The following is a 12,486-nucleotide window of genomic DNA, read 5'->3' as shown; positions in this document are numbered from 1 at the left end:
CCAGCAGGACGGAGCCTTCGCGCGGCCGTCGCGGGTGCCGTTGGACACCCCGCCCCGACGGGTCGGCAACGTTCTGTTTACCAAGCCGGTGCTTTGTGGAAAGAACACGTCGAATCAAAGGTACGGGACGCTGCTCGATGAAGATCCTCCTGGCGGAAGACGACAACGACATGCGCCGCTTCCTGGCCAAGGCGCTGCAGAACGCCGGCTACGACGTGCTGTCGTTCGACAACGGGCTGTCCGCCTATAACCGCCTGCGCGAGGAGCCCTTCGAGCTGCTCCTCACCGACATCGTGATGCCCGAGATGGACGGGATCGAGCTGGCGCGCCGCGCCACCGAACTCGACCCCGACATCAAGGTGATGTTCATCACGGGCTTCGCCGCCGTGGCCCTGAACCCGGATTCGAAGGCCCCGAAGGACGCCAAGGTGCTGTCGAAGCCCTTCCACCTGCGCGATCTCGTCAACGAGGTCGAGAAGCTGCTGGCCGCCTGAGAACAAGCGCCGACGCCGCCACCGGATCGAGGCAGTAGGAAGAGCCCGCGCGCTCGCCTATATGCTGTTCGGATTGGGGTGGGGCGTTTCGACGATGAAGCCGGTCACGATCTATACAACCGCGTGGTGCCCGTACTGCTCGGCGGCCAAGAGCCTGCTGCGCGACAAGGGCATCGCGTTCACCGAGATCGACGTCGAGCGGACGGCGGGCTCGCGCACCACCATGGTCCAGCGCGCCGGCGGCCGCACGAGCGTGCCGCAGATCTTCGTCGGCGACACCCATTTGGGTGGCTGCGACGACCTCTATGCCCTGAACGGCGCCGGCAAGCTCGACGCCCTGGTGGCCGCATGAGCGACGCCCCCGGCATGAGCGACGCCCCCAAATTCACGGCCGCCTGCGTACAGATGCGCTCGGGCCGCGATCCCCTCGCCAACCGCGACGCCGCCGTGGCCCTGGTCCGCGAGGCCGCGGATGCCGGCGCGCACTACGTCCAGACGCCCGAGATGACCTCCCTCGTGGAGCGCAGCAAGGCGAGCCTGTTCGAGAAGGTCACGGCCCAGGACGACGACCCGACCCTGGCGGCCCTGCGCGACGTCGCCCGGGCGCGCGGCCTCGTGATCCAGATCGGATCGCTCGCCGTGCGCAACGGCGACAAGGTCGCCAACCGCGCCTTCCTGATCGACGCGGACGGCGCGATCACCGCCTCCTACGACAAGCTGCATCTCTACGACGTCGACCTGCCCAACGGTGAGCGCTGGCGCGAATCCGCGACCTATACCGGCGGTGCCTGCGCCGTCGTCGCCGAGACGCCCTGGGCGGCGATCGGCCTCGCCATCTGCTACGACATCCGCTTCCCGGCCCTGTACCGGGCCCTGGCGGAGGCGGGCGCCACCGTCCTGACCGCGCCGGCCTGCTTCACCAAGCAGACGGGCGAGGCGCACTGGCACGTGCTGCATCGGGCCCGCGCCATCGAGACGGGCTCGTTCATGATCTCGGCCGCGCAGGGAGGGCACCACGAGGACGGGCGCGACACCTACGGCCACTCGCTCATCGTCGATCCCTGGGGCCGGGTCCTGGCCGACGCCGATGGGGCCGAGCCGGGGGTGATCCTGGCCGAGATCGACCTCGCCCGCGTGGCCGATGCCCGCGCCCGCATCCCGACCCTGCAGCACGCCCGGCCCTTCACGATCGAGCGGGTGGGGCGCCCCTCCTGACGCCGCGCAGACACCCGGCCCGAAAACCCTGACCCCATGATCCGCTACACCCTCGTCTGCGAGGCCGAGCACGGTTTCGAGAGCTGGTTCCCTTCGAGCGAGTCCTTCGATGCGCAGGCGGCGCGCGGGCTCGTCTCCTGCCCGGTCTGCGGCTCATTCCGAGTTGGCAAGAGCATGATGGCGCCCTCGGTCGCCCGGACGGATCGCGGGCCCCGCACCCTCCCGGCCCCAGCTGGCCCGCCAGTAGACGCGGCCTTGCCCCCGGCCGCGCCGCAGCTGGCGCCGACCGAGCCCGAGCAGCGCCTCCGCGCCCTGATGCGGTCCCTGCGCGCGGAGGTGACGCGGAACGCCGACGATGTCGGGACGCGCTTCCCGGAGGAAGCCCGGCGGATCCACTACGGTGAGACCGAGACCCGCGCGATCTACGGCGAGGCCAGCCTGGAGGAAGCCCGTGCCCTCGCCGACGAGGGCATCGCGGTGGCGCCCCTGCCGCCGGACGTGGACGACCGGCACTGAGCCTCAGCGCTTCAGCGCGGCGGTCCCGGCGATCGAGGCCAGCACGAAGGCGATGAGCGCGTTCCAGCCCGCCAGGGAGATCCCCGCCAGCCGCCAGGCCGCCGTGGAGCAATCGGCCACGCGCGTGGTTTGCAGCGCGTTCAGGAAATCGCCGACCTCCGCCGGGTTGGCGCCCGCGCCGCCGCCGCAATCGGTCGGCCCGGCCCAGAGACTCCATTCCGCTCCGGCGTGATAGACGCTGAGCCCGGCCCCGTAGAGCAGGCCGAGGGCCGCGAGGCCGAGGACGAGCCGCGTGGCCCAGGCGGGCAGGAACAGGCCCAGGAGCGCCAGCGGGACGGCGGCGTAGTAGGGAATCCGCTCCTGCAGGCAGAGCTTGCACGGCACGTAGCCGAGCCACCACTGGAAATACCAGGCGCCGGCGAGCGTCAGCACGGACCCGACGAGGACGAGGAGGGCAGCGCGGCGCAGGCGCAGGAGCGAGGCGTAGTCCATTCTACAACACCACCTTGTCTACAGGAGCACCTTGAACAGGACGAAGCCCAGGATGATCACCGCGACGGAGATCGCCGCCACCACGTTGAGGTGCCGGTCGAGCACGCCCCGGATCTGAACGCCGTACCGGCCCAGAAGTCCCGCCAGGATGAAGAAACGCGCGCCGCGCGTCAGCAGCGACAGCACCACGAACCAGAAGAGATCGTAGTGCGCGAAGCCCGACGTGATGGTCACGAGCTTGAACGGGATCGGCGTGAGTCCCTTCAGGAGGATCACCCAGTGTCCGTATTCGGCGTAGGAGGCCTGGAAGGTCGCGGCCTTGTCGGACAGGCCGTAGACCCGGAACACCCATTGCCCGATGGAATCGAACAGCAGGGCGCCGATGGCGTAGCCGACGAGGCCGCCCGCCACCGAGGCCAGGGTGGTGATGAGGGCGTAGAACCAGACCCGGTCCGGCCGGCTCACCGCCATGGGGACCAGCATCACGTCCGGCGGCACCGGGAAGAACGAACTCTCGGCAAAGGCCACCGCGCCGAGGGCGTAGGGCGCGGAGGGCTTGCCCGCGAGCGCGAGGATCCACTCGTAGAGGCGACGGATCATGGAAAGTCCGAGAGGGCTGGAAGGGATGGGCGGCGCCCTTTGACCATACGGCGCCGTTCCTGGCGAGCGCACGTGCACCGCACTGCGAAGAAATCGCCTCTGGCCGAAACCGGGAAGGTGTGCGATGAGGCGAACGCTGCGGGCGTGGTGGAACTGGTAGACGCGCCGGACTCAAAATCCGGTTCCGCAAGGAGTGTCGGTTCGATTCCGACCGCCCGCACCACTCGGCTCCCTTGACAGCTGCGTTTCGATCCGGGGCACCCCGGCGCTCCTTAACCCATCGCACCGCGGCGAGCGACTCGCACGGGACAGGCAGACGGTACCGATCGCGCCGAGCTGCCAAACACAGGTCTCGGTATCGTCGAGGATCAGCCGCTGCAGCCCCTGGTTAGACGTAGGCCCGGGAACGGACCACACGGTTCATCGCCGGTATCGCCCACTTGCGAACCGAGTGCGATGCACCGAAGGCCACCTCCGTATGGAAACCGATCGCCCCGGGGCTGCCCTGAAGACGCGTCAGCCTGCCTTCGATGAGTCGCTTTGCCGGAAGCCCAGCGGGATCGAGCGACGCATCGGCTGGTTCGGACGGAAGTGCCGCATGGGGGGGCCGCTCCCAAAGGCAATTGATCGACTCCCTGCCAGGATCATTCTCGGCATGCCTCCGCACTGGCGCGCTAGACGAAGCGAGGGCGGCCGGGAGCCGATCCGGCGCCGGGTTTCCGTGACGGACAGTCTGGTCGGGTTCGACCCTTGACCGACCCGTCATGCCAGAGCGATCCAAGCGAACATAGTGGGCGCTGGCGCCTATAGACGCCTCACGATTCGGCGCGCGATGCCGATACAGGGGGGGCAGCCTTGTCGCTAAGGGTGAATAGACGTGTCGAGGGGAAACGGACCTGCGGCGCGGGGATGCCGTAAATCCGTTTCCGTCCCGGATTTCCCTCTTAGGCGACGAGCAACACGTCGTGACCCTGGCCCGTGAGGAAATCGAGGTTGGTGACGCCGATGAGCTGGAAGGTCTCGCTCAGTCCACCGTGGGCCGCATCCGCCTTGATCGTGTAGAGGTCGATGCCCCCGGCTGCGTGGCTCAGCGTGGCCCCCGTGCCGAAGCCGTAGAACGCCAGTTGGTCCGCCGGCTCCAGGCTCGACCCCACCCTCACGAAGTCCATGACCCTGTCGCCGTTGGTCTCGCCGGCGCGGAACACGAAGGTGTCGGCCCCGCCGCCGCCGGTGAGCACGTCCTTGCCGCCGCTGCCGTCGAGGATGTTGGCCGCATCGTTGCCGATCAGGATGTTGGACTGGAAGTTGCCCGTCCCGTTGATGGCCTCCCGACCCGTCAGCGTCAGGTTCTCCAGGTTGCCCTGCAGCTTGAACGTCACGGAGGCCAGAACGGTGTCGGTGCCTTCCCCGGCCAGTTCGATCACTCGTTCGGTCGAGACGTCGACGATGTAGGTGTCGTCGCCCGTGCCGCCGTAGAACGTATCGAAGCCCGTGCCACCATCCAGCGTGTCGTTGCCGGCCCCGCCGTAGAGGGTGTCGTTGCCCGCGCCACCGGAAAGATGATTGTCGCCCGCATTGCCGATCAGCACGTTGGCCAGGGCGTTGCCGGTGCCGTTGATGCTGGACGCGCCGGTCAGGGTCAGGTTCTCGACCCCGGCACTCAGGGTGTAGGAGACCGAGGCCTCGACCGTGTCGGTGCCCTGATTGGCCACTTCGATGACCGTGTCGCCGGCATTGTCCACGACGTAGGTGTCGTTGCCGGTCCCGCCTGCCATCGTGTCGGCCCCGAGGCCGCCGTCGAGGCGGTCGTTGCCGGCGCCACCGTAGAGCTGGTTGTTGCCCGCGTTGCCGATCAGGACGTTGTCGAGGTCGTTGCCGGTGCCCTTGAGATCGGCCGTGCCGGTCAGGGTCAGGTTCTCGACGTTGGCCCCGAGCTCATAACTGACGGAGGACAGCACGGTGTCGGTGCCCTCGCCGGTGGCCTCGATGACGACATCGCCGCGCGCGTTGACGACGTAGGTGTCGTCGCCGGTGCCGCCGACCAGGGTGTCGTTGCCGACGCCGCCGTCGAGAGTGTCGTTGCCGCCGAGGCCGACCAGCCGATCGTCGCCGGCGCCGCCCGACAGGGTGTTGGCGGCGTCGTTGCCGGTGAGGACGTTGGCCAGCGTGTTGCCGGTGCCGTCGATGGCCTGCGGGCCCGTGAGCGTCAGGTTCTCGACGTTGGCGGTGAGCGCGTAGGAGACCGAGGACAGGACGGTGTCGCTGCCCTGGTTGGTGTACTCGATGACGACGTCCCCGGCATTGTCGACCACGAAGGTGTCGTTGCCAAACCCGCCGTACATCTTGTCGGCACCCAGGCCGCCATTCAGCGTGTCGTTGCCGAGGCCGCCGGTCAGCGTATTGCTGACGATGTTTCCGAAGATCGTATCGTTACCCGAGCCGCCGATGGCATTCTCGATGAGAGAGGCGATGTTGTCTTCGTACAGGAGGGCATTGGCAATATTGCCGATCGCCTGATGCCCGGCTCCGAGCAAGGCCAGCTGGGCTGCGGAAGTTACCGTCCATCCCCCGGGCGATAGGTCGATGCTGAGATCCGTACCATAGCTCGAGAAATCGTAGGTATCGTTCCCACCACCATCCCAGATCGTCTTGAAAATCCGGTTTTCTGATGGAGTGGAAAATCCCTTTCCATCAATCGAGAGCTGGCCCGTTGTGGGACTCCATCGGTATGAATTGTCGCCAGCGTTGATATTGTAATTCGCTCCATACATGTATTGCAGCGCAGCAATATCATACATCATCAGTGATTGCGGGAAGCTATTGGGTTCATTGTAAGCAAATCTTCCATCCGACCCTACATAGGAATTGTAGGTCATGAGGGAGTATTCGCCCGAATTATGCTCGTAGGTCATGGCGCCGAAGACATCGGTTTCCTGACCGTGTTTTAGGCCAAGCGCATGTCCGATTTCGTGGAAGATCGAATAAAGCGCATAATTTCCAACGACAGGATAATCATACCACCCATTCGTGTTTCCATACCAACTGTCGCCGGCCTGGGGAGTATTGCCTGGATAGTAGGCCCAGGCGGTCGGAGGCGTATCCGACATGGCAAAGCGCAGATCGCCGCCGCCTCCGCCGACTTCGGTAAAGGCGACATTCGCCACCGAAGCAACGTAGCTCAAGATGCTCCGGACAGCCTCCTGCTGCCAGTTGCTAAATGCCTCAAAGTGATTGTTCTTCTCGCCGGTGTATTCGTACTGTGCGGGGTCCGTCGGGAAACTGAACGCGATCTGAGATTTCGTCCAGCGCAAGCCTGACAACAATCCGTCGACATCTTGATTGCCGCTTGCTGAGACAGACGTGGAAGTATTGGCCAATTTACCCTCCAGCCACAGTAAATTTGATTTTGTTCATATTATTTTATTAATGCTTGTGTTTGATTTTCGCGAAGAATGAAGGCAGGGAATGCGATTGAGGTTGCCGAATCGATAAACAAGTCTGCACCAGATTGCATCCTCGGAGAATGTCCAGGCGCGTTTATCCTAAAGAATGTGATAACCATGCTTCGCTTGGTTGGGCTGCGCAGATCTCGCTCCGCTGCCGGCCAGGTCGGATCCGGGTGTATTGCGGCCCGTACCGTCCGCATGACTGGCGTCTCATTTTGACACGAAATTTTGCTTAAGCATTTTCCGGTCGAGATATTCAGGGTAGTCTTGTTTGTTCTGAGTTCGTTGCATGAATTGTTTTCTCACTGAAGCCAGTATTCGCCGATCGGGAAATGGATGATGGCGGCGGATCTGCTCCGCCACCGCGCTGCGCCACCGGTCGGCCTTGGTTTGGCTTGGATGCCGATCGAAACGGCAGCGGTCTAGGATTTCGCGATTTGTTCCGTATCGTCGTCTCAATGCTGCTCATCCTCTCCTGTGGGATGCCTCCGGATGCGGTGGCTCGGCCAACGGTACGTCGCGTCCATCTCCCGCTTCAGAGCACGACGGGGGTTTCGGACGAGGGCGATCCTGCCCGCGCCGGAGGTCATCTCGAGGCGGCCCATGCCAGAGCGGAGGCAGCAATGAATGTCTTTGATCGAAGGATCGCGTCGCGGGCCCGCCGCGCCGTGCTGTCGATCTGTGACGGCTGTGCTTCCCCGCGCCGGAGCGTCGAACCGTCCCTCGAACGCATGGAAGCGAGCGCTCGGACTGAGGGCGAGATCGTCGACGATCCAGCCCAGGCCCCCCTAGATTAGCAATAGGGTTACCGGGTGACCTGCGCCGGATCAATCCTGACGCGATCCGGCCGGGCTCGTCCGGGGGGTGCGGTGATTGGCGGCCAGGAGGCCTCGTTCGCTAGGGGCGCCAGTCCACGATTTGGACCCTGTCCCGCAGCCCCTTTCCAGTTCCGCCAGTCACGCACTTCGGCCGAGTCCAAATCGGATGCGAGGCGACCGATCGACTGCTCGCGCTTGAACCGTCAAGCCAGGCTCGTCTGTTCCAGCGCGGCGGTGCTCTGAAATGGCCCGTCAACTTCTTCGGCGGTCCGCGGCCGAACCGCTGCGCGAATCCGGGGCTACCACCAGCGCGTACTGTCGATCGTGCCTTGCCGAAAGGCTTACCCAACCCCGTTGCGCGGCGCCCCCGCATGGGCTACCAGAGCCACACGGTCAGCACCCGTAGCTCAGCTGGATAGAGCGTTGCCCTCCGAAGGCAAAGGTCACACGTTCGAATCGTGTCGGGTGCGCCAACAAAATCAAGCACTTAGCCTCTGATGGTCTGCTTGTCTCACACAGTGAGCCCACATAGCCGTGCTTGTGGAACGTCATGTGCCCTAGCTCGCTGATTTGGAGAGGCCCTGCTACCGTAGGACAAGTTGTCCCGGAGCACCCTACCGATGCGCGCTCTCACCTTCGCCCTGCCCATCATCCTCGGCCTTGCGGTTCCGGCCCTCGCCCAGGCGCCAACCCCCTCGACAGCGCAAAGCGCTCAGCGTGAGCGGATGAAGAGTTGCAACGTCGATGCGGGCTCGCAGAAGCTCTCCGGCAGCGCGCGGAAAGGCTTCATGGCCGACTGCCTCGCCGGCAAGACAGCGACGCCAGCGAAGGAACTGACGCCGCAGCAGGCCAAGATGAAGAGCTGCAACACCGACGCCTCGGCCAAAAGCCTCAAGGGAGCCGAGCGCAGGACTTTCATGAGCACCTGCCTGAAGGGGTGAGGCCGAGCGGCGGCGGGTTGAGGCAGCGAGCTTGGGGCTGCGACCAGCCTTAAGTCGCTGGGTAATGGGTCTCATCGGTTAGTCTGTGCCTGCCTGTCGTTCGAGCGCTCGATGCCGCCAGCGATCAGGTGCGGGCGCATCGCACGGCGGCCGCTCACTTTGTCGACGACGTCATGCGGCTGGTCGATGGAACGCTTCGCTTCCTAGAGCCAGACCAGAGCATTTGGGAGGCACGCCGCGTGGTCCTCGAGAGGCTGGAAGGCATCTCGCTTCTCGTGGACCCAGAGAGAGGTCCGAACACCGTGGGGGCGACCATCGGACAGTAACCCCGTGCCCTCTCGACAGCCCGTGCTCATGCCATTGAAGCGATCGATCACCTGCGGACGAGGAACCTGGGCCAAGGCCGAGTGAACGCCGCTGGCGACCGGGTTGGGCTCGGGCAGGCAGGCGCGCTCATCGGCTGACGGATGCTATCCGCGATACCTTTCATGCCACCGGCATGCACAAGCGTGCTATTTGGCACCATGCCTCGCTGGTTTTTCCTCCTCTTCACCGTTGCACTCGGCCTGTCGGTTGTCGGTGGCGTGCTGATCTTCCTCCGATCACCGACGCCGGTCGACCAGACCTCGAACTGAACCCTCCGGCGCGGGCTTTTCGCTTCGCGCAAATTTGCGCCGGTAACGCGGCGCGGTGCCGCTGCGGGCGTTTGGTCGGTGAAGCGCCGGTCCACCGTGCTACCCGTGCTGGATGGCTGATTCGAAAGCGACCACGGGCGAACTCTACAAGGCGAAGACGCTGACCGAGGTCGACGTTCAAGCCGCGGTCGACGCCTACATGGCGGATCCGGCGGTGACGGCCTTCCTGTTCGGCGACGGCTACCAGATCGACCTCGCCGAGGCCGTGAGCAGCCATGAATGGGCGAAGGTGACCCTGGCGAATAAGGACACCACCGATCACCTGCGCCGAGCTGCGGTGCGCACCGCGATCCTGCTGGCCCGGCCGGAGAAGCCGTGAATGCCGGTCAGAGGCCGTGTCTCCTCAATCCCGGACTCCGATCGCTGGTCTGTCGACGTCGAGGTGCACCCAAGCGAACCGAACCATTGGCGTTGGGTCATCCGTCTAAACGACGAGCTTTTGTGCTCCGGAGGATGCTACCGCTCCGCACGTCGAGCACAGCTCGTGGCCGCCGGCAGTCTGAGGGTGAGGAAGGCCATCCACTACGGCCAGCCTGACCTGCAGGCAAAGGAATGACCATGACGGACCACACCATTGACGAGACCTTGCTACGGCAGGCTGTTCGCTTTTTGCTCGAGCACGGCGCTTCAATCGATATGATCGGTGACACAGATGTGCCCGTCTTCGAGATGGCGGGCGAAACCGTCAGCGCGAGCCAGGTCATCCTGCGAGCCTATGCGGCCGGCATGGGAGACGCGGCTTAGGCGTGCGCCGTCGGCAGCTCCGTGACCTGTGTGGTGTAGCGCGGGCTGCGCATCTCGAACTTCGTCGACCAGATCCGCTTCTCCGTCAGCCCAGCGCGGGCTGGCACAACGGCACCCCGGCCGAAGCGTGCGTTGCAGGCGTCCACGGCGGCCATCATTAGTGCGTGTCGTGAGAACGTCGACCTCAAGCGCAGCCCGAAAGCCGATCCCCTCCGGTACTGGGACTATGACGTCGGCCCGCCCGCGATCACCTGCGTGGTCGAGACGTGGATCCAGATCAAGGACGGGCGGCAACGTAGGGGCGGAGAGAACGGATTAGAGCGCTGAGATGAGCAGCACGACACATTGCTGCAACTTATGCAGTGCTGTGGGGAACGAGCGCTCCTCAGGCGGCTTCGTACGCACTGTCAACGGTTGTAAGCGACTCGTTCACAGACAATGTGATAGCACTTCGTTCAGGGTTTCTTTTTGGGCAGACATCCTTGCTGTTTCGCCCCGGCGGCAGGAGCGCACAATGAGCTGGCAGGCAGATCAAATTCAGGGCGTGCTGTTTCCTCTTCAGGGAAGCAAGCACTCCGACGCAATGGAGTTGTGGAAGGTAATTTCTGGGGGGGACACTCCAGAAAATTACCAGAAACAAGGTGGAATTATCTCGGGCGGATCTAATGCTAGTGGTTTAATCGGCTCCTTCAACTGTATGATTAATTCTCAGGTGGGCCGAATAGACTTTTTTACAACGCCTATTATGCCAGATGAAGACTTCGACTCTCCGCCTCAAATCGAAAACCTCGACCAAGCCTTGGATAGCCATTGGCAGATGATGTCGCAGCTTCTGAAAGCGGCGAAAGTGACACGAATTGCAGTAGTTCTGAACTTCAGCGAGCTCTGTGCCAGCCCCGAAGACGCTGTTGTTCGACTGACCGAAAGGACGGGAGTCGAATTTCCTAAAGAAAGCAGCGATAATCTCTACCAATATAATCTACCTAAAAGTTTTTCTAAAGTAGCACCACATAGAATGAATAGACTTTTTACTTGGTCAACTGCAACACGGCAGCTGGTCAGCGCTGTTATAAACACGCAAAACTCGCAAGCATCAACTTTCCCAACTAAAATATTCCATGTGGCAAGTTTCAAGCTCGATTTGAACTCAGCGACCGTCAACGATATTTCTGATACATCCCTGCCAATGCTGGCTGAGATGATGGGTGAAGCCAAATCATTGATCAACGCTCATGTCGAGATAAGCTCATGATCAATCGCGCAGCTCCAGGGGGAAATGCTGCTGCGGGTATACCGCGGTACGTCTACTCATTTGCGTCGCACTCAAGCGGAGGTGTCGTGCTTAATGAGGCCGTGCGGGATCATGTGACTTTATTGGTTGACTCGACGAGCGAGAAGACCTTTGCGCGGCCTCTCATGTATATTACGGTTGTCCCTTTCTCTGAGCCCCCCGCTGCAAGCTCGGAAATAAATCAAGCCGCCCTCTTACAATACCAGTATATCGAAGAAGAATTGCGCGAACTTGAGACAGAGGGGCTGGAGGCATCCGATCTTGAAGCTGGTGCGATCACAACTGCTAAGGCAATTGTAGCCAGATTAAAGCATCGCCAGCTTGCCCCACCAGAAATTTCCTGGACCGGCGGTGAAGCAATAATCATGCTTTGGGTGCTGAATGAGAAGAGGCTCGCTCTGACCATAACGGACGGGGAATTTGGCTACACTGTTCGTGTTCCAGGAAAAACGCTAGAAAGAAAATCGAATATTGCAGTCGAGGATTTTGATCTCGTAAGGGTACGTTAATATGCCGATCGACGGGGAGGATTTTCTGTCGAGGTGTATAATTTTCTCGAAAGCGTTCAGAGGCGCAATTCATGTAGACGAAGTCTTATTTGTTTTTGGTGCCAGCGCCCAAGATGGGGCTTCTCATGAATCTGCAGTGCTGCGCAGTCTCGCTCCCGAAGATGCCGATGTTCATCGCGTTGGGTGCAAGATTGCAAGTTTTCAAAACGAACGTATCGGTAATCCGCCACCGGGAAAGAAGCGCAGGTACTATTGTGGATTTAGAACTGCAAATGTTAGTAAACTAGTTCTAACTGGCGACGGTTACGAAGTCCGTCTTACGCTCGATGGTGAAGGTGGCGAGCCCTCACATGTCGACGTTGCTGTGCACATATTCTCAGATGATAAAAATCAGCGCGCTGTCATCAAGACGGATGCCGGGTTGGCACTAGCGGAGGCCTTTGGCCCGGTTACAGAATTCGTGTGTGAGGAAGACACCGCGGATGCCGAGCATCCATTGATTAGAGACCCAGATTGTTTAAGGCGTGGGATTCCACAGGCTTCTACTTACTTGGCTTGATCCGCGCAGCAGGCTTGGATCAAAATATTAGATTGAAGAACTAGCCGTTTTTTGCAGTAAAACAATGAACCAACAAGATGTTCGGGCGCACGCTGATAGATTAAGGCTGCTGGATGGCTGTTCCGAATATAAAAATCCGCCGCGGCCGAGCCGGGCGGGTGATGGG

At 62.2% G+C, this 12,486-nt stretch carries 13 protein-coding genes, 2 tRNA genes and 1 pseudogene; 12 read left to right on the top strand and 4 right to left on the bottom strand.

Features of this window, described 5'->3' with window-relative positions; translation table 11 throughout:
* The first annotated feature begins 137 nt into the window (after positions 1 to 137).
* The 4 genes from cpdR to AC1MGR_RS22480 all read left to right on the top strand — a co-directional run bounded on the left by cpdR (position 138) and on the right by AC1MGR_RS22480 (position 2,225).
* Positions 138 to 494, top strand: coding sequence for a cell cycle two-component system response regulator CpdR (cpdR, locus tag AC1MGR_RS22495; protein ID WP_003603128.1), 357 nt, complete (start codon positions 138 to 140; stop codon positions 492 to 494).
* A 94-nt stretch (positions 495 to 588) separates the two neighbouring features.
* The gene (gene grxC / locus AC1MGR_RS22490) at positions 589 to 846 is read left to right on the top strand and encodes a glutaredoxin 3 (protein WP_480233014.1); all 258 of its coding nucleotides are present in this window, start codon (positions 589 to 591) and stop codon (positions 844 to 846) included.
* On the top strand, positions 843 to 1,709 hold the full coding sequence (locus AC1MGR_RS22485) for a carbon-nitrogen hydrolase family protein (protein ID WP_480233013.1): 867 nt from the start codon (positions 843 to 845) through the stop codon (positions 1,707 to 1,709). The genes grxC and AC1MGR_RS22485 overlap by 4 nt, the downstream gene beginning before the upstream one ends.
* Before the next feature lie 36 nt (positions 1,710 to 1,745).
* Complete coding sequence (locus AC1MGR_RS22480) at positions 1,746 to 2,225, top strand: DUF1178 family protein (RefSeq protein WP_480233012.1); 480 nt, start codon at positions 1,746 to 1,748, stop codon at positions 2,223 to 2,225.
* Positions 2,226 to 2,228: 3 nt separating this feature from the next.
* On the opposite strand, the gene AC1MGR_RS22475 is transcribed toward AC1MGR_RS22480, so the two are convergent.
* A complete protein-coding gene (locus AC1MGR_RS22475; protein WP_108038542.1) occupies positions 2,229 to 2,717 on the bottom strand; it encodes a disulfide bond formation protein B in 489 nt (162 codons plus the stop codon).
* Positions 2,718 to 2,735: 18 nt separating this feature from the next.
* The gene (locus tag AC1MGR_RS22470; protein ID WP_056215313.1) at positions 2,736 to 3,317 is read right to left on the bottom strand and encodes a YqaA family protein; all 582 of its coding nucleotides are present in this window, start codon (positions 3,315 to 3,317) and stop codon (positions 2,736 to 2,738) included.
* Between the two features lie 138 nt (positions 3,318 to 3,455).
* Between AC1MGR_RS22470 and AC1MGR_RS22465 the strand changes: the two genes are divergently transcribed.
* Positions 3,456 to 3,540: transfer RNA gene (locus AC1MGR_RS22465), tRNA-Leu, on the top strand.
* 721 nt (positions 3,541 to 4,261) lie between these two features.
* On the opposite strand, the gene AC1MGR_RS22460 is transcribed toward AC1MGR_RS22465, so the two are convergent.
* A complete protein-coding gene (locus tag AC1MGR_RS22460) occupies positions 4,262 to 6,694 on the bottom strand; it encodes a M10 family metallopeptidase (protein WP_480233011.1) in 2,433 nt (810 codons plus the stop codon).
* A 1,283-nt stretch (positions 6,695 to 7,977) separates the two neighbouring features.
* On the opposite strand from AC1MGR_RS22460, the gene AC1MGR_RS22455 reads away from it, so the two are divergent.
* The 4 genes from AC1MGR_RS22455 (at position 7,978) to AC1MGR_RS22440 (ending at position 9,961) form a co-directional block, all read left to right on the top strand.
* Positions 7,978 to 8,054 (top strand) — tRNA-Arg (locus AC1MGR_RS22455).
* A gap of 147 nt (positions 8,055 to 8,201) precedes the next feature.
* The gene (locus AC1MGR_RS22450; protein ID WP_480233010.1) at positions 8,202 to 8,522 is read left to right on the top strand and encodes a PsiF family protein; all 321 of its coding nucleotides are present in this window, start codon (positions 8,202 to 8,204) and stop codon (positions 8,520 to 8,522) included.
* A 747-nt stretch (positions 8,523 to 9,269) separates the two neighbouring features.
* Positions 9,270 to 9,536 (top strand): hypothetical protein, encoded by a 267-nt coding sequence (locus tag AC1MGR_RS22445; protein WP_480233009.1) that lies wholly within the window; start codon positions 9,270 to 9,272, stop codon positions 9,534 to 9,536.
* Positions 9,537 to 9,775: 239 nt separating this feature from the next.
* Positions 9,776 to 9,961 (top strand): hypothetical protein, encoded by a 186-nt coding sequence (locus AC1MGR_RS22440; RefSeq protein WP_480233008.1) that lies wholly within the window; start codon positions 9,776 to 9,778, stop codon positions 9,959 to 9,961.
* On the opposite strand, the pseudogene AC1MGR_RS22435 reads toward AC1MGR_RS22440, so the two are convergent.
* Positions 9,958 to 10,122: pseudogene (locus AC1MGR_RS22435) on the bottom strand (DUF4113 domain-containing protein); the annotation flags it as partial. The gene AC1MGR_RS22440 and the pseudogene AC1MGR_RS22435 sit on opposite strands and share 4 nt — an antisense overlap.
* 353 nt (positions 10,123 to 10,475) lie before the next feature.
* On the opposite strand from AC1MGR_RS22435, the gene AC1MGR_RS22430 reads away from it, so the two are divergent.
* Genes AC1MGR_RS22430 through AC1MGR_RS22420 form a run of 3 tightly spaced genes read left to right on the top strand, consistent with a single transcriptional unit; the run spans position 10,476 to position 12,320 of the window.
* Entirely contained in the window at positions 10,476 to 11,213 is a 738-nt protein-coding gene (locus AC1MGR_RS22430; RefSeq protein ID WP_480233007.1) for a hypothetical protein, read from the top strand.
* Positions 11,210 to 11,761, top strand: a complete 552-nt coding sequence (locus AC1MGR_RS22425) for a hypothetical protein (RefSeq protein ID WP_480233006.1) — start codon at positions 11,210 to 11,212, stop codon at positions 11,759 to 11,761. Before AC1MGR_RS22430 ends, AC1MGR_RS22425 begins: the two co-directional genes overlap by 4 nt.
* A gap of 1 nt (position 11,762) precedes the next feature.
* Positions 11,763 to 12,320 carry a hypothetical protein gene (locus tag AC1MGR_RS22420; RefSeq protein ID WP_480233005.1) on the top strand — a complete coding sequence of 186 codons (558 nt, stop codon included), beginning with the start codon at positions 11,763 to 11,765 and terminating at the stop codon, positions 12,318 to 12,320.
* The last annotated feature ends 166 nt before the right edge of the window (positions 12,321 to 12,486 follow it).

The organism is Methylobacterium sp. BI1 (assembly GCF_056680125.1).
The sequence above is the reverse complement of the archived record's forward strand: the minus strand, read 5'-3'. Positions and strand labels throughout refer to the sequence as shown.

Bases quoted from the DNA above. Each gene is read 5' to 3' on its own strand.
- AC1MGR_RS22425 (WP_480233006.1), top strand. From the start codon at position 11,210: ATGATCAATCGCGCAGCTCCAGGGGGAAATGCTGCTGCGGGTATACCG.
- AC1MGR_RS22450 (WP_480233010.1), top strand. From the start codon at position 8,202: ATGCGCGCTCTCACCTTCGCCCTGCCCATCATCCTCGGCCTTGCGGTT.
- AC1MGR_RS22470 (WP_056215313.1), bottom strand. From the start codon at position 3,317: ATGATCCGTCGCCTCTACGAGTGGATCCTCGCGCTCGCGGGCAAGCCC.
- grxC (WP_480233014.1), top strand. From the start codon at position 589: ATGAAGCCGGTCACGATCTATACAACCGCGTGGTGCCCGTACTGCTCG.
- AC1MGR_RS22485 (WP_480233013.1), top strand. From the start codon at position 843: ATGAGCGACGCCCCCGGCATGAGCGACGCCCCCAAATTCACGGCCGCC.
- AC1MGR_RS22480 (WP_480233012.1), top strand. From the start codon at position 1,746: ATGATCCGCTACACCCTCGTCTGCGAGGCCGAGCACGGTTTCGAGAGC.
- AC1MGR_RS22430 (WP_480233007.1), top strand. From the start codon at position 10,476: ATGAGCTGGCAGGCAGATCAAATTCAGGGCGTGCTGTTTCCTCTTCAG.
- AC1MGR_RS22475 (WP_108038542.1), bottom strand. From the start codon at position 2,717: ATGGACTACGCCTCGCTCCTGCGCCTGCGCCGCGCTGCCCTCCTCGTC.
- AC1MGR_RS22445 (WP_480233009.1), top strand. From the start codon at position 9,270: ATGGCTGATTCGAAAGCGACCACGGGCGAACTCTACAAGGCGAAGACG.
- AC1MGR_RS22440 (WP_480233008.1), top strand. From the start codon at position 9,776: ATGACGGACCACACCATTGACGAGACCTTGCTACGGCAGGCTGTTCGC.
- AC1MGR_RS22420 (WP_480233005.1), top strand. From the start codon at position 11,763: ATGCCGATCGACGGGGAGGATTTTCTGTCGAGGTGTATAATTTTCTCG.
- cpdR (WP_003603128.1), top strand. From the start codon at position 138: ATGAAGATCCTCCTGGCGGAAGACGACAACGACATGCGCCGCTTCCTG.